We start from the raw sequence: 21,066 nt of genomic DNA on the forward strand, positions 1-21,066 counted from the left end.
TGATGCTTGAATATCTTACAGATATGTCTTTTGTGTTAATCGCGTTAATCGGAAGTATCGTTGCGTTACTGTTTGTTTTTATTAAGAGGAAACGCCCTCGATAGCCTTATGGCCAATGTCTTTTCGATAAAAGAGGGCGCTGCTTTTTATTTTTGTTATTTCTTTGTACACTTTGTCGTATGCTTCAGACAAACCATCCGCTTCTGCCGCTAACAGCAACACTCTACCGCCATTTGTGATTATCTTATCATTATGTTTTTCTGTACCAGCATGAAAAACCAACGCATCATCGATTGATTCTAATCCTTCAATTAGCTCTCCTTTTTCATATGCCTCAGGATATCCTTTTGCCGCTAGTACAACTCCTACTACTGCCGAATTATTCCATTCAATTGTGTAATTCTTTTTTTCTAATACATGTAAAAGAACTTCCGCCAAGTCATCTTGCATACGTGGAAGAACAACCTGTGTTTCTGGATCTCCAAACCTCGCATTAAACTCGATTACTTTCGGACCTTCATTCGTTAACATTAAGCCTGCATACAAAATCCCACAAAAACTTCTACTTTCTGTTACCAACGCTTTTGCTACTGGTTTTAAAATTGTTTCAACGGATGTAGTTATTACCTCATTTGGGATTTGTGGTACAGGTGAATAGGCTCCCATTCCTCCTGTGTTTGGACCTTTGTCTCCATCAAAAGCACGTTTATGATCTTGTGCGATAACCATCGGATAAACGTTTTCGCCGTTGACAAAAGCCATTAAGGAAAACTCTTCACCTTGTAAAAATTGTTCCACGACCACTTGGCTGCTTGCTTCCCCGAATTTCTTTTCCGCCATCATCGACCAAAGGGCTTCTTTTGCCTCCGCAAGTGTTATGGCAACAACGACGCCTTTTCCTGCGGCTAATCCATCCGCTTTTATGACAATTGGTGCACCTTTTTCTTCTATATATTTAAGTGCTTCTTCATACGAGTTGAAAACTTCGTATTTTGCAGTTGGTATGTTGTATTTTTTCATTAAATCTTTTGAGAAGCTTTTACTTCCTTCAATAATAGCTGCTTCTTTTGTTGGTCCAAAAATGGGCAGTCCTTCTTTTTCAAACTCATTCACGATGCCAGCTAATAAAGGTGCTTCAGGGCCAACGAATGTTAAGTCTATTTCGTTTGTTTTGGCAAAATTTATGAGCTCGTTCATGTTTAATTCATCAATTGGAACACGAGTGGCTAGTTGTTCCATTCCTATATTACCTGGAGCAGCGAATACTTTTGTGACAGAAGGACTTTGTGCTAGTTTCCAAACGATTGCGTGTTCTCTTCCTCCACGACCGATAACAAGTACTTTCATTTTTTCCCCTCCAGTTATTAATACCGCTGTTGATTGGAGCGCAAGTCTCCGCTTTCGGCGGGCGTTAAAAAGGAAGGTTATTTTCACTATCGTGAAAAAACCTACTCCTCGGCGCATCCGCGCCTGTGGGGTCTCCCGTCCCTCGCTTCTCCCGCAGGAGTCGGCGACTTGCGCTCCAATCAACAGCTAGATAATAATTTAAAACTAATAAAAGTCCTTAATAACACTCATCTTCTCATTAATGTTTGAAATGACGGACTCCTGTGAAGACCATTGTGATTCCGTGTTCGTCTGCTTTTTTGATGGAGTCTTCGTCTCGGATGGATCCGCCTGGTTGAATGATAGCGGTAACTCCTGCTTTTGCAGCAGCTTCGACGGTATCGTCCATTGGGAAAAATGCATCAGAACCAAGGGCAGAACCTTTTGCTAAAATTCCTGCTTGCTCGATGGCAATTTTCGCAGCGCCAACTCTGTTCATCTGGCCAGCACCTACACCTACTGTATTATTGTCTTTTGCTAGAACGATAGCATTTGACTTTACATGTTTTACTACCTTCCAAGCTAATCGTAAATCTGCCCACTCTTGTTCTGTAGGCTCGCGTTTCGTTGGAATCGTTATTTTTTCTTCATCAAAACTTAATGTATCTTCTTCTTGTATTAATAGACCACCTGTAACAGAAGAGTATTTCTTTTCTACTTCACTATTTGCTGTGAATTCAACCGTTAATAGACGGATGTTTTTCTTTTGTTTTAATACATCAAGTGCCCCAGGTGAGAACGATGGAGCAATAATAATCTCTAAAAATATTTCATGTAACAGTAGAGCTGTTTCTTTATCTACTTCTCTATTAAATGCAACGATTCCACCGAAAATGGAAGTAGGGTCTGCCTTATATGCACGCTCGTAAGCTTCTAAAACTGTTTCTCCCACTCCAACTCCACAAGGATTTGTGTGTTTAATCGCAACTGCAGCTGGTTGTGTGAACTCTTTTACAAGTTGAATGGCTGCGTCGGCATCATTAATGTTGTTATAGGATAATTCTTTTCCATGTAATTGTTTGGCTGATGCAATGGAATAGGATTTTTCGAATGACTTTTTATAAAACGCTGCTTTTTGATGTGGATTTTCGCCATAACGTAAGTCTTGCACTTTTTCAAATGTAATCGTTAATGATTCTGGATTCTCTTCACCTACTGACTCTGTTAAGTAGTTAGAAATCATAGAATCATAGGCTGCTGTATGGCGAAACACTTTTGCCGCTAATCTTTGACGAGTTGTCAATTGTACTGTTCCGTCACGCTCTAAACCGGTAGCAACTTCTTCATAATCTGTTGGATCGACTACAACTGTCACTTGCTGATGGTTTTTTGCTGCCGAACGGAGCATCGTTGGTCCACCAATATCAATATTTTCGATTGCTTCTTCAAAAGTCGTACCTTCTTTTGCAATTGTTTCTTTAAATGGATAAAGATTCACGATTACTAAGTCTATTGGAGTGATGTTGTGTTCTTGTAATTGTGCTTCATGACTTTCATTCCCACGCATCGCAAGTAATCCACCATGAATCATTGGGTGTAACGTTTTAACACGACCGTCTAAAATTTCTGGGAAACCAGTAACTTCTGAGATTCCAATAACATTCACACCATGGTCTTGTAACGTCTTTTTCGTACCACCTGTTGAAATCACTTCTACACCTAGGGCAACTAAACGTTTTACAAATGGCACAATACCTTCTTTATTCGATACACTTACTAATGCTCTCATGATAGGGTTGACTCCTTCTCTGTTTGTAAGATTTTTTGTAATGTTTTTGGGTATAAAATATGTTCAACTTGTTGAATCTTTTTTTGTAATGACTCTTTCGTTTCTTCAGGTAAAATTTTTACAGGTTGTTGGGCAATGATTGGACCTGTGTCCATTCCCTCATCTACATAATGGACCGTAACTCCTGTCACTTCCGCTTTTGCTTTAATCGCTTGACCAATCGCATCTAACCCCGGAAAAGCTGGGAGAAGAGATGGATGAATGTTTATCATTTTACCTTCGTAAGCGTGTATTAGTGTTGGACCTACTAGTCTCATATAACCAGCTAAAATGATGTAAGCGACATTTTGTTGCTGTAATTTTTGAAGAATCTCTTGTTCAAACGCTTCTTTATTTTCGTACATTTTAGGGAGAAAAGTAAAAACTGGTATGGAAGCTTCGATAGCTCGTTCCACCACTTTAGCTTTTGGTTTATCACATACTAGCAGAACAGGGTCAGCTTGCAATTCCCCTTTTCTACAAGCGTCAATTATGGCTTGCACATTACTTCCGCTTCCAGAAGCAAAAAGGGCGATTCGTTGTCTTGTCATCTAAGTTCTCCCCCGCCGAATGTAATTCCTTCTCCTTGTTTCACCCGACCAATGATATATGGCGTTTCGCCTGATTTTTCTAACGTTGAAATGACACCTGTTACGTCTTGTGGATCAATGGACAACACCATGCCTATACCCATGTTAAAGATGTTAAACATTTCTTCTTTTTGTAAGTTCCCGTACGTTTGTAACATGTCAAAAACAGTTGGAATTGGCCATGAGCCGTAATCAACCTCAGCTTGAAGACCTTTTGGCAACATCCTTGGAATGTTTTCTACGAAACCGCCACCTGTAATATGTGCCATGCCTTTTATGTCATACTTTTTAAGTACTTCTAAGATTGTCTTCACATATATTTTTGTTGGAGTTAATAGTATTTCTCCTAGTGTTTGGTTTGTGTTTTCTAGTTTTTGTGTAAGGTCTAGATCACTATCTGCAATAATTTTTCTAACAAGTGAGTAGCCGTTACTATGAATACCTGATGATGGCAAACCAATAAGGACATTACCTGCTTGAATGTTTTCACCTGTAATTAGCTTAGATTTTTCCACAACACCTACTGTGAAACCAGCAAGGTCGTATTCTTCTTGGTTATACATTCCTGGCATCTCAGCCGTTTCTCCTCCGATAAGAGCGCAACCAGCTTGTTCACAACCATCTGCAATACCTTTAATGATTTGCTCGATTTGATCAGGTGCTGCTTTTCCGCATGCTATGTAATCTAGGAAGAAAAGCGGTTCGGCACCTTGTACGACAATATCGTTGACACACATCGCAACTGCATCCACACCAATGGTATCGTGCTTATTTAGCTGGAATGCAAGCATAAGCTTTGTACCAACGCCATCTGTGCCAGAGACAAGTACTGGTTGTTGGACATTGATGCTTGATAGGTCAAAAAGGCCACCAAATCCGCCTAGTCCTCCCATGACTTCTGGTCTCATCGTACGAGCGACATGCTTTTTCATTCTTGAAACGGCTTCATAGCCAGCTTCAATATCTACTCCTGCTTGTTTGTATGCATTTGCCATATGTGTCCCTCCAAAGGTATATTTCCAAATAAAAGCAATTGAAAGAGGTTGAGACAAGAGTATAGGCGTGACCGTAAATAATAATAGGCTATTATTTTGGCCTCTTCTATTCACTTGTTTTACCTCAATATCTTGTGTATCAAGTTCATTTTTGAGTTTTTCTTTGGTGAAAATGATTGTGAGAGAACTCTTCACGTTCATTTTTGAGTTTTTCTTTAGTGTAAATGATTGTGAGAGACCCCTTCACGCTCATTTTTGAATTTTTCTTTGGTGAAAATGATTGTGAGTGACCCCTTCACGTTCATTTTTGAGTTTTTCTTTAGTGAAAATGATTGTGGGTGACCCCTTCACGTTCATTTTTGAGTTTTTCTTTAGTGAAAATGATTGTGAGTGACCCCTTCACGTTCATTTTTGAGTTTTTCTTTGGTGAAAATGATTGTGAGTGACCCCTTCACGTTCATTTTTGAGTTTTTCTTTGGTGAAAATGATTGTGAGTGACCCCTTCACGTTCATTTTTGAGTTTTTCTTTGGTGAAAATGATTGTGAAAGGCACTGAATCCATCGGTCTTTTGTACCAGCTTCTAACAGCTAATCAACACTTCTCATGCGGCATTACCGTATCGGAATAAATTTCTGTCGGATACTTCCCAGTAAAACATGCCATACACTGCCCGCGATATTCTCCTTCATAAGGACGACCTATCGCTTCTAACAAGCCGCCTTCACTCAAGAACGACAGAGAATCGGCTCCTATAATTTTACGAATCTCCTCCACAGAATGATTCGATGCAATTAACTCCTCATGAGTAGACGTGTCTATCCCATAAAAACAAGGATTCTTAATTGGCGGTGAACTTATACGAACATGAACTTCCGTAGCCCCTGCTTCACGAAGCATATTGACAATCCGACGACTCGTAGTTCCTCGAACAATCGAATCGTCTACCATCACAACTCGTTTGCCTTCTACTACACCGCGAACAGGGGACAACTTCATTTTCACCCCTTGTTCACGTAACGCTTGAGAAGGTTGAATAAAGGTCCTACCTACGTATCTATTTTTAATTAAACCTAATTCATAAGGAATATCTGCCGCTTCTGCATACCCGATTGCTGCTGAAATACTTGAATCTGGCACCCCTGTTACAACATCTGCCTCTACAAAAGATTCCAACGCCAGTTGCTTCCCTAAATTCTTCCTCGCTGTATGAACATTAATTCCATTAATATTACTATCAGGACGAGAAAAATAAATATATTCCATACTACACATTGCTCGTTGAATGTGCATTGTATAACGCTCTGACTGTAAGCCCTCGTCGCTAATAATTAACAATTCACCAGGTTCTACGTCACGCAAATATGTTGCACCAACAATATCCAATGCGCATGTTTCTGATGCAACAACATACCCGTCACCAAGCAAACCTAATGAAAGGGGACGCAAGCCATTCGGGTCAAGAGCGACCATCATCTCCGTCTCTGTCATAATGACAAAAGCGAACGCCCCTCTCACCATCGATAAAGCATTTTTCACACGATCCTTCAACAAAGGATAGCCACTACGTTTTATTAAATGAGCCAACACTTCTGTGTCAGACGTTGTTTGTAAAATACTTCCCTGGTTTTCTAACTGATGCTTCAACGCATTCGCATTTACTAAATTGCCATTATGCGCTAAAGCTAGACTACCAGTTTGCGAGTGGAACAAAAGTGGCTGGACATTTTCGTAGCCGCCTCCACCTGCTGTTGCATAACGCACATGGCCTATGGCTGCTTTTCCAACAAGGTCATTTAACCTACCATTGGAGAAAATCTCATTAACAAGCCCTTCGCCTTTTACACAACTTAATTTCTCCCCATCTGTTACAACAATTCCCGCACCTTCTTGCCCGCGATGTTGTAAACTGTGCAACCCATAATACGTAATTTGCTCGGCTTCAGGATGTCCCCATACACCAAACACGCCGCACTCTTCATTTAAGCCTTTGATTTCAGCAAGCATGGGATAGCCCCTTTCCAAGCCTTTCTCATTTCATCTACTGATAAATGAATGATCGATTCATTATTTTCTCCATTTATCTTTAATTCTCCACTATCGGTTACATGGCCAATTTTCACTGCATCAACAACTAACGTTTCAAATGCTTCTTTATTTTCTGGCTTCACCGAAACAACGAAGCGAGATTGTGATTCACTATATAACGCAACAGTCGTATCACCTGACACAACGATCTCCGCTCCAAGGCCCGTAGCACTCATTAAACTTTCCGCTACTGCAACAGAAAATCCACCTTCTGAAACGTCATGAGCCGAAGCCACATAACCGTTACGAATTGCTGCCAACAACTTCGCTTGTCTTGATGCTTCCACTTGTAAATCAATAGAAGGAGCTTTACCAAAAATCTTGCCATACGTTAGCTTTTGTAACTCACTTCCACCAAACTCTTCTTTCGTATCCCCAATTAAATAAATGAAATCTCCATATTCTTTGAAGCCTTGTGTTGTAATGTGTGCAATATCATCAATTAATCCGACCATCCCAACTACAGGTGTCGGATACACTGCTTCTCCGTTTGTTTCATTGTAAAGAGATACATTCCCACCGATTACCGGCGACTCTAACATACGACAAGCTTCACTCATGCCATCGACCGATTTTTCTAGCTGCCAGAAGATTTCCGGTTTTTCTGGGTTACCAAAATTTAAGCAATCTGTAATAGCTAGTGGTTGTGCCCCAGAACAAACGACATTACGTGCTGCTTCTGCAACCGCAATCTTGCCACCAACTTCTGGGTCTAAATAAATGTAACGAGAATTACAATCTGTTGTCATCGCTAACGCTTTTTTCGTACCGCGAATACGTACTACTGCCGCATCAGAACCTGGGCAAACTACCGTATTCGTTCTAACTTGATAGTCATATTGATCGTAAACCCATTCTTTACTTGCAATCGTTGGTTGCTGTAACAAACTCATTAACGTTTCATTGTAATCCGTTACCTCAGGCACTTCTACTTCCATCGCTTGGAACTCTGCATAATAAGCAGGCTCTTTAGAAGGCTTATTGTATACAGGTGCTTCTTCCGCTAATGCATCAACTGGCACCTCAGCAATCACCGCACCATCGTGCACTAAACGGAGCATTTTGTCGTCCGTTACTTTACCAATTGCAACAGCCTCTAAGCCGTACTTTGAAACAATCTCTTGCGCCTCATGCTCGCGGCCTTTTTCTACAACAATTAACATACGCTCTTGTGATTCGGATAACATCATTTCGTAACCAGTCATACCTGCTTCACGTTGTGGCACTAAATCTAAGTTCATTTCAATTCCAGAGCCAGCTTTTGACGCCATCTCTGCAGACGAACTCGTTAATCCCGCAGCACCCATATCTTGAATGCCCACTAAACCGTCCCACTTCACAATTTCTAAACAAGCTTCTAATAAAAGCTTTTCCATAAACGGATCGCCAACTTGAACAGCTGGTCGCTTTTCCTCTGATGCATCTGATAATTCTTCTGAGGCAAATGTAGCGCCATGAATACCGTCCCTACCTGTCTTAGCACCAACGTACATGACAGTATTGCCCACACCCTTCGCCTGCCCCTTTTTTATATCTTCATGAGCAATCAAGCCAACACACATTGCATTTACTAGCGGGTTACCTTCGTAGGCTGCATCAAATTGTACTTCTCCACCAACAGTCGGAATCCCTACGCAGTTTCCGTATCCAGCAATACCTGCTACTACTTCTTCAAACAAATACTTCACGCGAGGATTCGTTAATTCTCCAAAGCGAAGCGAGTTTAATAGTGCGATAGGACGTGCTCCCATGGAAAATACATCACGGATAATTCCACCAACACCTGTTGCCGCTCCTTGATATGGCTCAATCGCAGAAGGATGGTTGTGACTTTCAATCTTAAAAACTACCGCTTGGTTATCACCGATATCCACGATTCCAGCGCCTTCACCTGGTCCTTGTAAAACTTTTGGACCTTCTGTTGGGAACTTGCGTAAAACAGGCTTTGAGTTTTTGTAACTACAATGCTCTGACCACATAACAGAAAACAAGCCGATTTCTGTATAGTTAGGAAGACGACCTAGGATATTCTCTACCATTGCAAACTCATCGTCTGTTAAACCCATTTCACGGTATATCTTTTCTTCTTTTATTTTTAATTCATTCGGCTCAAGAAGTAACGACATGTGATTCCCTCCAGTTTCGTACAATCGATTGGAATAGTCTTAATCCGTCTGCACTACCTAGTAATTCACTAACAGCACGTTCAGGGTGGGGCATCATTCCTAGCACATTCCCTTGTTTATTCGTAATCCCTGCTATTCTCTCTAAGCTTCCGTTTGGATTGTCATCATCGTAACGGAAGACGATTTGGTTATTTTCTTGTAGCTGTTTTAACGTTAGTTCATCACAGTAATAGTTTCCTTCACCGTGTGCGATAGGGATTTTGATTTCTTCCCCTTTTTGATAGGCAGTCGTAAACATTGTTTCGTTGTTTTCTACTCGTAACGTAACCATACGACACATAAACTTTAAATTTTTATTACGACGCATAGCCCCTGGTAATAAACCAGACTCTAGTAAGATTTGAAATCCGTTACATACACCTAATATTGGCTTACCAGCTTCTGCAGCTTTTACAACCTCTGCCATCACATTGGAAAAACGGGCAATCGCACCGGAACGCAAGTAATCTCCGTAAGAAAAGCCACCTGGAAGTAAGATGCCGTCAAACTCACTTAAGTCTTTCGCATCGTGCCATACATATTCCACTTCTTCACCAAGCTCATCTTTGATCGCATGGTACATATCTACATCACAGTTCGAACCTGGAAAAACGATACAGGCAAATTTCATCGAACGACAACCTCCTCCACTTCATATCGGTAGTCTTCAATTACCGTGTTCGCAAGCATCTTTTCACACATTTCTTTTACTAACTCATCTAAATTGCGGTTTGTTTCTGCAATTGTTAACTCTAAATACTTTCCGATACGCACTTCTTGAACTTCTTTATACGATAAACTGTGTAGGGAGTTTTTCACTGCATTTCCTTGTGGATCTAATACACTTTCTCTTAACGTTACGAATACTTTTACTTTAAACATGGGCTTTTCCTCCAATACGATTTAAAATTTGTTCATAAGCTTCTGTTAAACTACCTAAATCTCGACGAAACACATCTTTATCTAGCTTTTCTAATGTTGTTGCATCCCATAATCGACATGTATCTGGGGAAATTTCATCAGCTAGCAAAATAGTACCGTCCAATGTTTTACCGAATTCTAGCTTAAAATCTATTAATTTAATATTCTTACTTACAAAAAATTCCGATAAATAATGGTTCACTTTTTGCGCTGAAAGTTTAAGTAAATCGATTTCTTCTTTTGTTGCTAATTTTAATAGTGTAATGTGGTCTTCTGTAATAAGTGGGTCACCTAACGAATCGTCTTTGTAATAAAATTCTACGATTGGGTGTTCAAGAGGAGTTCCCTCTTCGATTCCTAGCCGCTTTGCCATGCTACCTGCACAAACATTTCGAACGACGACTTCTAATGGAATGATGGAAACTTTTTTTACAAGTTGTTCTGTGTCAGAAAGCTTTTGGATGAAATGACTTTCGATACCAACTTCGTGAAGTTGTGAAAATAGGAAACTAGTAATTAAATTGTTCAGACGGCCTTTGCCTTCGATGCTCATCTTTTTTTCACCGTTAAAGGCAGTTGCGCTGTTTTTGTATTGGATCCAGACGGTGTTTTCATCATTTGTGGAATACACCATTTTCGCCTTGCCTTCGTAAAGTAACGCTTGCTTTTGAATATCCATCTAGTTTGTCAGCTCCTTTTTTAGCTGTTAGGTGTTAGCTATTAGCTGTTAGCCTTTTGATCTAAGAATTAGTAAGGGGGAATAAATCCCCCTTTTTTATAGTTCTAAGCGGTTGAAAATAGTGTCTACGTGTTGTAGGTGGTAGTTGTAGTCAAAGCAATCTGCTATTTGTTCTGCTGTTAGTCGAGAGTTAATAGTTGGATCAGCTTCTACTAGTTGGCGGAATGGGACTTGTTGTTCCCACGCTTCCATTGCTTTCGGTTGAACCGTGTCGTATGCTTCTTCGCGTGACATACCTGTATCGATTAGGGCGAGCAATACTCGTTGTGAGTATATTAAACCTAGTGTGCGATCCATGTTACGTTTCATGTTTTCTGGGAATACCGTTAAGTTTTTCACGATGTTACCAAAACGGTTTAACATGTAATTTAGAGCAATGGTTGCGTCTGGTAAAATGATTCTTTCTGCTGATGAATGAGAAATATCACGTTCATGCCATAATGGCACATTTTCATAAGCAGTCATCATGTATCCACGAATAACGCGCGCAAGGCCGGTCATGTTTTCAGAACCAATTGGATTACGTTTATGTGGCATCGCAGAAGATCCTTTTTGTCCTTTTGCAAAGAACTCTTCTACTTCGCGTGTTTCACTTTTTTGAAGGCCGCGAATTTCTACTGCAAATTTCTCAATTGATGTTGCAATAAGCGCGATTGCACTCATATAGTGTGCATGGCGATCACGTTGTAATGTTTGCGTTGAAATTGGTGCTGCTTCTAAACCTAACTTCTCACAAACATACTTTTCTACAAAAGGATCGATGTTTGCGTATGTACCAACTGCCCCAGAAATCTTCCCAAACTGTACTCCCGCTGCTGCTTGCTTGAAACGCTCTAAGTTACGTTTCATTTCTTCATACCAAAGTGCAAGCTTTAAACCGAAAGTTGTAGGTTCTGCATGAACGCCGTGTGTGCGGCCCATCATAACTGTATATTTATGTTCTTGTGCTTTTACTTTTAAGATTTCTACAAATCTTTCTAAGTCTTGAAGTAAAATGTCATTTGCTTGTTTTATTAGGTAAGAGAGGGCTGTATCTACAACATCTGTAGACGTTAATCCGTAATGCACCCACTTTTTCTCTTCGCCTAACGTTTCCGAAACAGCTCTAGTGAATGCCACTACATCGTGGCGCGTTTCTGCTTCAATTTCATAAATTCTGTTCATGTTAAACGAAGCATTTTTGCGTAGTTTTGCTACATCTTCTTTCGGTATTTCACCAAGTTCTGCCCATGCTTCACATGCTAGTATTTCTACTTCTAGCCAAGCTTGGAATTTGTTTTCTTCCGTCCAAATAGCACCCATTTCAGGTCGTGTGTAACGTTCAATCATCGTAATGCCTCCACTTCTTCTTTGTTCCAACTTGTTATTTTTTCTGCTTTTTTTAAAGCAAGGTCCATTGTATCAGCTAAAACGTTTACATGTCCCATTTTCCTTTTTTCTTTTCGTTCTTTCTTTCCATATAAATGAAGTTTGACATCATGGTAGAGTGGAATGTTATCTAGAGCATATTCCACATGTTCTCCTAATAGATTAACCATTACCACAGGTTTCCATAAATTTGTTTCACCGAGTGGTAAACCGCAAATGGCACGAATGTGTTGTTCAAATTGGGATGTCTCACACGCATCGATGGAAAAGTGTCCCGAATTATGTGGTCTTGGTGCTAGTTCGTTAATGAAAATGTTTTCTTCTCCTACAACGAACATTTCGATAGCGAGTGTCCCTACTACGTTTAAGTGATTCGTTAAGGTCATTGCCGCTTCCATCGCTTTTTGTTGTAACTCCATAGAGATTCTTGCTGGCACGATTGATTGGTGTAGGATATTACTCACATGAATATTCTCTGCCACCGGTAATGTTTTCACTTCACCAGACACACTCCTTGAAACAATAACCGAGATTTCCATATGAAATGGTAGCCATTTTTCTAGAATGCACTCTCCCGATTGTAGTAATTCAGAAGCAATCTCCATGTCTTCTTTTTGACGAATCACAAATTGTCCTTTTCCGTCATAGCCGAATCTACAAGTTTTTAAGACAGAAGGAATACCAATTGTTCCAATTGCCTTTTCTAGTTCTTCTTTTGTAGAGATGATTTGAAATGGTGCAACGGACAAACCAGCTTCTTGAATCATTTTCTTTTCTACACCACGGTGTTGTGTCATTTTTAAAACATGGCTACCTTGTGGTAAATACGTGTTGTTTTCTAACCAAGACAAAGTAGTAAAGTCAATATTTTCAAATTCATATGTGATAACGTCTGAAATGTTAGCTAGTTGTTGTATCGCCTTTATGTCATCAAAGCTTGCTGTTATTTCTATATCTGCAATTTGTCCGCACGGAGAATTAGGTGTCGGGTCTAAAACGGCTATTTTATATCCCATTGCTCTTGCGGAAAGAGCCATCATTCTGCCTAATTGTCCTCCACCAATTATGCCAATCGTCGAGTCAGGTAAAATTGTTTTAAACAAGTTCTTCACTGCTTTCTAACACTTGATTTTTGATTTTTTCTCTTCTATCTTCTAATCTCATTGCGAGTGATTCATCAAATGCACTGATTATTTGTGCAGCAAGTAATCCAGCATTCGCGGATCCCGCTTTTCCGATTGCAACAGTGGCTACAGGAACACCAGCCGGCATTTGTACAATGGATAATAAAGAGTCTAACCCGTTCAGTGATTTAGATTGCACTGGAACTCCGATTACAGGTAGTGTTGTTTTAGCTGCTACCATTCCAGGTAAATGGGCTGCTCCTCCTGCCCCTGCAATAATGACTTTTAAGCCTCTAGCGCGAGCGCTTTCTGCATATTGAAACATAAGGTCAGGTGTTCTATGTGCGGAAACTACTTTTTTCTCGTATGGTACTTGTAGTTCTTCTAATATGTCGCAAGCATGTTTCATCGTTTCCCAATCAGATGTACTTCCCATAATTACGCCAACTTGTGCCGCCATTTGAAAATCCCGCCTATCTATATATATTTTAAGTGTTATTCCCTATTAAAAACGACAATATAAAAAGCCCAGGTATAGACTACTTTCCGGTATGAGGGAAAGTAGTCTACCTGGGCTTTGTGTCGTAACTAAAAAACAAAGCCAAGTAGCCGGACGTCAATAAAGATTGACGTGGACTTCCCTCATAGTCCAACAATTTACGGTTGTCGGGTAGAAACTTATGGGCCATATTCCCAAGATTATATGAGGTCAATATCGTTGCTTCTGCCTTTATTTTATGGTGTTTATTCGTTATTGTCAACTCATTTTCGAACGATTCTATATTATTACATTATAATGTTCGTGTTTTGCGTATTCTTTAATCTGAAATTAGTTTTCCTTCAAAAAAAATTTTTCGTCCACAAGGGACCACTTCCATTTTTCCATTTACTTTTTCTTCTTTGAAAATAGGTTCTTCCATGCGCCTTACTGGCATGTAGCCTTCTTTTTTCATACGGTCTAAACATTGGTCAATTGTTTCCTTGTCCATTAATTCGAATTTTCGTTTTCCTTTTGCTTTTTGTGCCATGCTTTTATTTTCCTTTCTTTCACGTTCTTCACCCAGAATCCACCATGTATCGTTTTTGGCTCGTAAGCGATTATGAATGCTTTTGGATCGTACTCTTTAATTGTCGTATAAAGACTTAACTCATATTTTCTAGGAGTTAAAATTTGCATCGCCATCCGGTCACCTTCTAAGCCGTGTGCTTGCCAATTTGTCACTCCATATCCTTTTTCACGAAGTAGTTTTGGTAAATCCTTATCGTACTCTTTTGTAATAACATTCACAGTTGTATGACCTAGTGCTAGTTTTTCTTCAATTTTCATTCCAACAACAACACCAATACCGTAACCGAAAGCATATGCTAGCAGGTTTTGTATTTGATTTAAGTTATCTAAAACTAACCCAAGACCTACCACATAAATAATTACTTCAATTGTACTGATAAAAGCTGCTAAATATCGACGACCTTTTAACGTCAATATCATACGTATTGTAAAAAATGAGACATATATAATATTAATTATAATGATAATAGCTACCATTACAAAGGCGTTGTCTAACATATTTAGAAACCCCTCCTTCATCTTAAATTAACTTAAGTTGTAATTGATACGGTACTAATCGTTGTTTGCACGAGGTACTCGCTTTCCGCGGGTGGTCTCGCACCTCGTGCTAACAACAACTTTATTAATATGAATAATTCATGGTGTTATACTAACATCATACGTATTTTCAGCTATGATTCATTTAATATTAATAAGTGTCCATTGTAAATGATATGGAAGAAAGATGTAAACAAATAAGGCAATATTTTAGTATAAAGTGCCTATGGATGTTAAAATAGTATAGCTTTTCTTTTCTAAACAAATACTTTTTATAAGAAAGAAGGGATGCAACATTAATATCAAGAGGAGATGTATAGCATGAAAAAAACAACCCCTGTGTTTTTAGTTTCAATCATTGTAGCTGTCTTATTCATTATTTGGGGAATCATTCCGCTTGGGAATTTGAGCTTAAACAATGTTACTACTAACTTACAGTCATTTATCGTCAATAAATTTGGATGGTTTTACTTATTAACAGCGACTGGCTTTTTATTATTTTGTATTATTCTAATTTTTTCGAAGTATGGTAACATCCGACTTGGAAAAGACACAGATCGACCTGAGTATAATTACATAACTTGGTTTGCAATGATATTTAGTGCTGGTATGGGTATCGGATTAGTATTTTGGGGTGCTTCAGAACCGATCTACCATTTTCATTACCCTCCAACTGGAGAAGGTGAAACTGCTGAAGCAGCCAGAGTAGCAATGCGCTATTCATTTTTCCATTGGGGTTTCCATCCTTGGGCGATATATTCTGTTATCGCACTAGCCCTTGCTTACTTCCAGTTCCGTAAAGGATCACCTGGAGTAATAAGCTCTATATTAAGACCTGTACTAGGAGACAGAGTAGATGGTTTTACAGGCTTAATCATTAATTTTATTGCTGTATTTGCCACTATATTTGGTGTCGCAACATCACTAGGGTTTGGGGCAATGCAAATTAGTGGTGGACTATCAAGTATAGTCCCAGCGATAAATAATACTTTATTCACTCAATTAGTTATCATTTTAGTTGTTACTGTATTGTTTATGATTTCTTCTCAGACTGGCTTAAACCGTGGGATTAAGCATTTAAGTAACTTTAATGTTGTATTAGCACTTTCTTTATTGCTCTTTTTACTTTTTGCAGGACCGACTAACTTCATTATGGATTTATTTACAACGACTATTGGAGGGTACATTCAAAACTTACCATCCATGAGCTTCCGCTTATTCCCGTTTGATCAAGAAAACAGCTTTGTTCAAGACTGGACTGTGTTTTATTGGGCCTGGTGGATTGCTTGGGCACCTTTTGTTGGAACGTTTATTGCTCGTATTTCAAAAGGGCGAACGATTCGTGAATTTTTACTTGGTGTGTTATTAGTTCCTACTATTTTCGGTGGTTTATGGTTCTCCGTATTCGGAGGTTCCGCTATCTTCTTAGAATATTTTAATGGCGTTTCTGTTTATGATGTCATTAATAATGAAGGAACGGAAGTTGCACTATTTGCAGTACTTCAACAATATCCACTCGGATTAATTATGTCTGGTATTGCTATATTATTAGTATGTACATTCTTTATTACTTCTGCAGACTCTGCTACATTTGTGCTTGGAATGCAAACGACTAACGGTAGTTTAAATCCTCCAAACTCATTGAAGTTTGTTTGGGGTATTGTTCAATCCGCTGCAGCCGCAATTTTGTTGTATTCAGGTGGACTTGGTGCGCTACAAACAGCTTCAATCATCGCTGCTTTCCCGTTTGCTATTATCATGATATTAATGGTGGTTGCGTTGATGAAGTCGTTTAAGGAAGAAAAAGTGCCAATTAAAGGATATAAACCAGTTGATGAAGAATAGAAAATTAAAAAGAAGAGTCAACCTTTGTTACGATATAATGGAGGTTGACTCTTTTACTAATTATAGGTCTTTCTCGGATTAAAAGTTTCATCGGTGTTATCAAGTTCATTTTTATTTTTTTCCATGAGCAAAATGAACTTCATTCGCCTTATCAAGTTCATTTTCCTTTTATTCCTTGAGCAAAATGAACTTCATCGGCCTTATCAAGTTCAACTTCTTCTTTTATCGCTGGAAGAATGAACTTCATTACTCTTATCAAGCTCATTTTTTTAGGTCCTCACCTCTTCCATTTCTCATATCACCTTCTAAACGTAAAAGAATACACTATAGGTAAATACCTATTACGGAGGGGAAACCATGTCCTTCAATCAGTTCAAACATTTTCACGATTGGCGAAAAAATTGGGATCAGTTTTTTGGAGAGGATTTTTGGAATGGCTTTGAGCCAATGATTCAAAACATGCATACACAAACAAACTTGTATAAAAAAGAAAATGAAATCCTATGTATAATTGCGTTACCAGGCCTCAATCAACCAGAGGATGTGGAGGTGTATATCCGAAATCAAAAAATCGAAGTGAAAGGGGTCACTCGTATTCCTATTCAAGGTTTTGAGCTAGTAGATGAAGGAATAGCACAAGGGAATTTTGAACGAATAATCGAGTTACCATATCCAGTAAGAGACGATAAAGTTGAAGCAACTTATGAGAACGGTCTTCTCTACATCCATCTCCACCGCTACATCCCCGGAGACACGAAACGAAAAATTATCATTGATAAAAGCACTGAACCAGGAAGGAAATTCATCACACCGAGCGAATAGTCATTTGTTCGGTGTTTTTATTTGCTCTAAAATATTTTTAAAAAGCGATGTTAAACCTTAGTGTTGATATTTAACTATTTATTAGCTGTTGATTTCCGTGCAAGGTTGAGACTCCTGCGGGAGAAGCGGGGAGCGGGAGACCCCACAGGCGCTTGCGCCGAGGAGGCTCCCGGCCCGCCCGCGGAAAGCGAAGCCTTGCACGGAAATCAACAGCGGTCTTTAACACAACTAAAAAAAGATAAAATTTTCGTGAACGATTTATACACAAGAAACGTCTTATGTTTGAATTCACTAATTGCTAGCATTTAGTACAATAATAATAGAAAAGCCAGAAAGGAGGCATCCGCTCATTGAATGAAACAGTAGATAACGAAATTGAACTAATTCAACAAGCTCAACAAGGAGACGATGATGCCTTCACTCAATTATTTGAACGTCATTATCCGTTCCTGTTTAAGTATTTATTAAAGCTTACATTAGATGAAGATAAAAGCAGTGATATTGCCCAAGAGGCTATGTTAAAGTGCTATCAACATTTATCTTCTTTCAAAATGGAAAGTAAATTTTCCACGTGGATGATAACGATAGCTTCCAGATTATATATGGATGTTCTTCGTAAAGAAAAGCGAGAAAGAAAATGGCTAGAACAAATTAAAACGACACTATCGAGGCAACTATCTTGGAGAGCAAAATTAAGTGGAACAGAGTTTAGTGACACTTTCTCGGACTTTAATCAATTAGATGTTGAAGTACGTGTCCCAATTTTACTAAGACATTATTACGGATACACATATGATGAAATTGCAGATATGTTGAAAATTAAAACCGGAACAGTTAAATCTAGAGTTCATAACGGTCTTAAACAATTAAGAAAGGAGTGGGATGAAAATGAACAAGAAGCCAGACCAAGACACACTCACCAAGTTAAAAGCTGACTGGGAAAATGTTGATGCTTTATCAGAAAAACATCTTCTCCCAACTCATTCTGTAAAAGAGCAGTTTCAACTATACAAACAAGCTAGACAAAAGGCTTTTCAACGGGAATTGATGTTGTTTATTGCAACTGCCATAACGTTACTAACAATATTTATTTTAATCGCTTTGAAAGCACCAATCGTTGTTCTATTCATTTGGGCAGGCTCCATTCTTATTGCACCAATTATCTTTTTCTATTTAAGTAGATCAAAGAACTCTCTGGAAGGAGATCTCTTATGATGACAGAATTAGCAGAGACAGATGTTATCATTCTTATCTCCATCGTCCTTCTCCTATTGGTGCAAAGTATATGGCTGTTTATAGATGCAAAAAAGCGTGGAAGCTATGCGTGGTTTTGGGGTATCTGGGGGCTTATCCAAGCACCAATGCCTACTATTTTTTATCTGATTTTTGTCATATGGTTACCAAAAAGACGTCAACAAAAAATGAATAAGTAAAGGTGGTATATTTTATGGAACAATTAGTGGAAATTAACTGGGCAATATTCGCTCCGATCATAGTATTACAAGTAATCCTTGCGGTATTCGCTCTTGTAAATTGTATAAAACAAGAAGAAACGAACGGACCGAAGTGGATGTGGATTTTAATTATATTATTTGTAAACTTGTTCGGTCCAATTCTTTACTTCGTATTCGGCAGAAAAAACTAAGGAGTGAATCCATTGCTTGTACAAATAAACGAACTCCAAAAGAAATTTAAAGATCACGAAGCGGTTAAGTCTATATCCTTTCAAATAGAGCGTGGGCGTTGCATTGCCTTACTTGGCCCAAATGGTGCTGGTAAAACAACGACATTGCAAATGTTAGCCGGGTTGTTAACACCTACTAGTGGAGGAATCACTTTTAATGGTGCGGATAATAAAGATTACCGACCATATATCGGCTTTTTACCGCAACACCCTGCTTTTTTCAATTGGATGACACCAAAGGAATTTTTACAGTTTGCCGGGAAGCTATCTAATATTCCAAATAATATATTAAAAGATAGAATCGAAGAATCGCTTACTTTTGTCAGTTTACTAGAAGTTCATAATAAAAAGATTGGCGGATTTTCCGGAGGGATGAGGCAGCGTTTAGGGTTAGCTCAAGCACTGCTTCACAAACCTGAATTGCTTATATTAGATGAGCCAGTTTCCGCTCTAGATCCTGCTGGAAGAAGAGATGTACTGCAAATTATTCACGCTTTAAAGAGTGAGATGACAATCCTTTTTTCCACTCATGTGTTGCATGACGCAGAGCAAGTATGTGATGAAGTGATTATGCTAAAGGATGGGGAAATAAAGTGGGATGGCACCCTTCCTGCTCTAAAGGAGACATTTGCTACTTCTGCTGTGAAAATTAGAACAGATAAAACAATATCGGGATTAGATTCATTAGGTTTTGTAAGGCAAGTTGATTTTACAAATGAGTTAGAAGCAATTGTCTACCTTCAAGATGATAAAGCGAATACGAATGAAATGCTTCACTATTTATTATCGAATGGCTATACTGTAAACCATTTTGAAAAGTTACAAGATTCATTAGAAGACGCATATATGAGGGTGATGGAGTCATGAAAAATATGCTAGTTTTATTAAGAAAAGAAATGGTTGAAAGTGTGAAAAATGGGAAATGGATATGGCTACCCATCGTCTTCGTTATCATAGGAATTACCCAGCCGATTAGTAGTTATTACATGCCGCAAATTATTGAAATGGCTGGTAACTTACCGGAAGGGGCAAAAATTGAGTTGCCAATTCCAACTGGCGAGGAAGTGTTAGCTGGAACGCTTGGCCAATATGGCACGATTGGCACACTTTTATTTGTATTAGCGACAATGGGTGTTATTTCTAATGAACGACAAAACGGTTCATTGACACTAGTTATGGTTAGACCAGTTTCTCCTGCTCAATATATTTTAAGTAAATGGATAGGACAACTCATATTAACCCTCGTATCCTTATTTTTAAGTTACGGTCTTACTTGGTATTATACGAACTTACTATTTAATCAAGTATCAATGTCTGCTTTTTTCTCTAGTTTCCTCATGTATAGTTTATGGATCGTGTTCATCGTCTCGTTGACGATATTACTTGGAACTGTTTTACCGAATAACGGTGGCATTGCTGGGGCGAGTATATCTATTCTTGCAGCTTTATCATTATTAACTAGTCTACTAACTAAGTTTATGGAGTGGAGTCCAGCTACTCTACGTAATCAGGCGACAAACATACTACTACATCAGGAAGTTTTGGAAACATTTTTCATCGCTACTTCCGCTACGATTATTCTCTCTGCTAGTTTTGTTGCACTTGCTATATTTAATTTCAAAAGGTTAGAGAGATTTTAATTAGTAATAGAAAAAAGACACGAAGATACTTAATCTAAGTGTCTTTTTGATTTAAAACCAATATCCATTCATTCCTTTTAAAAACTCCTTCGTTATTGGATAACCAGAACTTTCCCCAATAATCGAATCAATTCCACATTTCGGACACAATGCTGTTTTACCATTATCAATCCACTCTGTAATCATATTCGGATTAAACACTTCCATACAAAAAAAACAGCCACAAACGTCAGCTGTATCTAATTCTTCTCGATGATTACTACTAAACTTATGGGCTTTTGTGATTTCATCGCTCATTCTTTTTCCCCCTTATTGTAAATTAGTAAC

General features: G+C 38.7%; 24 protein-coding genes and 1 riboswitch. Of the genes, 9 read left to right on the forward strand and 15 right to left on the reverse strand.

Annotated elements, in window-relative coordinates:
• The first annotated feature begins 23 nt into the window (after positions 1-23).
• Positions 24-104, forward strand: a complete 81-nt coding sequence (locus CDZ92_RS20535) for an EYxxD motif small membrane protein (RefSeq protein ID WP_369679965.1) — start codon at positions 24-26, stop codon at positions 102-104.
• On the opposite strand, the gene purD is transcribed toward CDZ92_RS20535, so the two are convergent.
• The 14 genes from purD to CDZ92_RS14035 form a co-directional block, all read right to left on the reverse strand.
• Positions 82-1,347, reverse strand: a complete 1,266-nt coding sequence (gene purD / locus CDZ92_RS13970) for a phosphoribosylamine--glycine ligase (protein WP_096155808.1) — start codon at positions 1,345-1,347, stop codon at positions 82-84. The genes CDZ92_RS20535 and purD overlap by 23 nt on opposite strands.
• A gap of 238 nt (positions 1,348-1,585) precedes the next feature.
• Positions 1,586-3,115 (reverse strand): bifunctional phosphoribosylaminoimidazolecarboxamide formyltransferase/IMP cyclohydrolase, encoded by a 1,530-nt coding sequence (purH, locus tag CDZ92_RS13975; RefSeq protein WP_096155809.1) that lies wholly within the window; start codon positions 3,113-3,115, stop codon positions 1,586-1,588.
• Entirely contained in the window at positions 3,112-3,705 is a 594-nt protein-coding gene (gene purN, locus CDZ92_RS13980; RefSeq protein ID WP_096155810.1) for a phosphoribosylglycinamide formyltransferase, read from the reverse strand. Before purN ends, purH begins: the two co-directional genes overlap by 4 nt.
• Complete coding sequence (purM, locus tag CDZ92_RS13985; RefSeq protein WP_096155811.1) at positions 3,702-4,739, reverse strand: phosphoribosylformylglycinamidine cyclo-ligase; 1,038 nt, start codon at positions 4,737-4,739, stop codon at positions 3,702-3,704. The genes purN and purM overlap by 4 nt, the downstream gene beginning before the upstream one ends.
• 592 nt (positions 4,740-5,331) lie before the next feature.
• On the reverse strand, positions 5,332-6,744 hold the full coding sequence (purF, locus tag CDZ92_RS13990) for an amidophosphoribosyltransferase (RefSeq protein WP_096155812.1): 1,413 nt from the start codon (positions 6,742-6,744) through the stop codon (positions 5,332-5,334).
• Positions 6,720-8,951 carry a phosphoribosylformylglycinamidine synthase subunit PurL gene (purL, locus tag CDZ92_RS13995; RefSeq protein ID WP_096155813.1) on the reverse strand — a complete coding sequence of 744 codons (2,232 nt, stop codon included), beginning with the start codon at positions 8,949-8,951 and terminating at the stop codon, positions 6,720-6,722. The genes purF and purL overlap by 25 nt, the downstream gene beginning before the upstream one ends.
• Positions 8,935-9,621, reverse strand: a complete 687-nt coding sequence (purQ, locus tag CDZ92_RS14000) for a phosphoribosylformylglycinamidine synthase subunit PurQ (RefSeq protein ID WP_096155814.1) — start codon at positions 9,619-9,621, stop codon at positions 8,935-8,937. Before purQ ends, purL begins: the two co-directional genes overlap by 17 nt.
• On the reverse strand, positions 9,618-9,872 hold the full coding sequence (gene purS / locus CDZ92_RS14005) for a phosphoribosylformylglycinamidine synthase subunit PurS (RefSeq protein ID WP_096155815.1): 255 nt from the start codon (positions 9,870-9,872) through the stop codon (positions 9,618-9,620). Before purS ends, purQ begins: the two co-directional genes overlap by 4 nt.
• Positions 9,865-10,590: a phosphoribosylaminoimidazolesuccinocarboxamide synthase gene (purC, locus tag CDZ92_RS14010; RefSeq protein ID WP_096155816.1), complete on the reverse strand. Its 726-nt coding sequence runs from the start codon at positions 10,588-10,590 to the stop codon at positions 9,865-9,867. The genes purS and purC overlap by 8 nt, the downstream gene beginning before the upstream one ends.
• A 96-nt stretch (positions 10,591-10,686) precedes the next feature.
• Entirely contained in the window at positions 10,687-11,979 is a 1,293-nt protein-coding gene (purB, locus tag CDZ92_RS14015; protein WP_096155817.1) for an adenylosuccinate lyase, read from the reverse strand.
• Complete coding sequence (gene purK, locus CDZ92_RS14020) at positions 11,976-13,121, reverse strand: 5-(carboxyamino)imidazole ribonucleotide synthase (RefSeq protein ID WP_096157015.1); 1,146 nt, start codon at positions 13,119-13,121, stop codon at positions 11,976-11,978. Before purK ends, purB begins: the two co-directional genes overlap by 4 nt.
• Positions 13,114-13,602: a 5-(carboxyamino)imidazole ribonucleotide mutase gene (gene purE, locus CDZ92_RS14025; protein WP_096155818.1), complete on the reverse strand. Its 489-nt coding sequence runs from the start codon at positions 13,600-13,602 to the stop codon at positions 13,114-13,116. The genes purK and purE overlap by 8 nt, the downstream gene beginning before the upstream one ends.
• Before the next feature lie 165 nt (positions 13,603-13,767).
• Positions 13,768-13,869: riboswitch (purine riboswitch) on the reverse strand.
• Between the two features lie 91 nt (positions 13,870-13,960).
• Positions 13,961-14,170 carry an NETI motif-containing protein gene (locus CDZ92_RS14030; RefSeq protein ID WP_096155819.1) on the reverse strand — a complete coding sequence of 70 codons (210 nt, stop codon included), beginning with the start codon at positions 14,168-14,170 and terminating at the stop codon, positions 13,961-13,963.
• Positions 14,131-14,709 (reverse strand): DUF2179 domain-containing protein, encoded by a 579-nt coding sequence (locus CDZ92_RS14035; RefSeq protein ID WP_096155820.1) that lies wholly within the window; start codon positions 14,707-14,709, stop codon positions 14,131-14,133. Before CDZ92_RS14035 ends, CDZ92_RS14030 begins: the two co-directional genes overlap by 40 nt.
• A 360-nt stretch (positions 14,710-15,069) precedes the next feature.
• Here CDZ92_RS14035 and CDZ92_RS14040 point away from each other — a divergent pair, with 360 nt between their 5' ends.
• The 8 genes from CDZ92_RS14040 to CDZ92_RS14080 all read left to right on the forward strand — a co-directional run bounded on the left by CDZ92_RS14040 (position 15,070) and on the right by CDZ92_RS14080 (position 20,739).
• Positions 15,070-16,593, forward strand: a complete 1,524-nt coding sequence (locus CDZ92_RS14040) for a glycine betaine uptake BCCT transporter (protein ID WP_096155821.1) — start codon at positions 15,070-15,072, stop codon at positions 16,591-16,593.
• A gap of 357 nt (positions 16,594-16,950) precedes the next feature.
• A complete protein-coding gene (locus CDZ92_RS14045; protein WP_096155822.1) occupies positions 16,951-17,415 on the forward strand; it encodes an Hsp20/alpha crystallin family protein in 465 nt (154 codons plus the stop codon).
• A 350-nt stretch (positions 17,416-17,765) separates the two neighbouring features.
• Positions 17,766-18,350 (forward strand): RNA polymerase sigma factor SigY, encoded by a 585-nt coding sequence (sigY, locus tag CDZ92_RS14055; protein ID WP_096155824.1) that lies wholly within the window; start codon positions 17,766-17,768, stop codon positions 18,348-18,350.
• Positions 18,304-18,630, forward strand: coding sequence for a YxlC family protein (locus CDZ92_RS14060; protein ID WP_096155825.1), 327 nt, complete (start codon positions 18,304-18,306; stop codon positions 18,628-18,630). The genes sigY and CDZ92_RS14060 overlap by 47 nt, the downstream gene beginning before the upstream one ends.
• Positions 18,627-18,848 carry a transcriptional regulator gene (locus CDZ92_RS14065; RefSeq protein WP_227521557.1) on the forward strand — a complete coding sequence of 74 codons (222 nt, stop codon included), beginning with the start codon at positions 18,627-18,629 and terminating at the stop codon, positions 18,846-18,848. Before CDZ92_RS14060 ends, CDZ92_RS14065 begins: the two co-directional genes overlap by 4 nt.
• Before the next feature lie 14 nt (positions 18,849-18,862).
• A complete protein-coding gene (locus CDZ92_RS14070; RefSeq protein ID WP_096155826.1) occupies positions 18,863-19,060 on the forward strand; it encodes a PLD nuclease N-terminal domain-containing protein in 198 nt (65 codons plus the stop codon).
• 12 nt (positions 19,061-19,072) lie between these two features.
• A complete protein-coding gene (locus tag CDZ92_RS14075) occupies positions 19,073-19,966 on the forward strand; it encodes an ABC transporter ATP-binding protein (RefSeq protein WP_096155827.1) in 894 nt (297 codons plus the stop codon).
• Positions 19,963-20,739: an ABC transporter permease gene (locus CDZ92_RS14080; RefSeq protein ID WP_096155828.1), complete on the forward strand. Its 777-nt coding sequence runs from the start codon at positions 19,963-19,965 to the stop codon at positions 20,737-20,739. Before CDZ92_RS14075 ends, CDZ92_RS14080 begins: the two co-directional genes overlap by 4 nt.
• Before the next feature lie 51 nt (positions 20,740-20,790).
• Here CDZ92_RS14080 and CDZ92_RS14085 read toward each other — a convergent pair whose 3' ends face one another.
• Positions 20,791-21,036, reverse strand: coding sequence for a cytoplasmic protein (locus CDZ92_RS14085; RefSeq protein ID WP_096155829.1), 246 nt, complete (start codon positions 21,034-21,036; stop codon positions 20,791-20,793).
• Between the last annotated feature and the right edge of the window lie 30 nt (positions 21,037-21,066).

The organism is Bacillus sp. FJAT-45066, from assembly GCF_002335755.1.
Classification (GTDB): Bacteria; Bacillota; Bacilli; order Bacillales; family Bacillaceae_I; genus Bacillus_CD; species Bacillus_CD alkalisoli.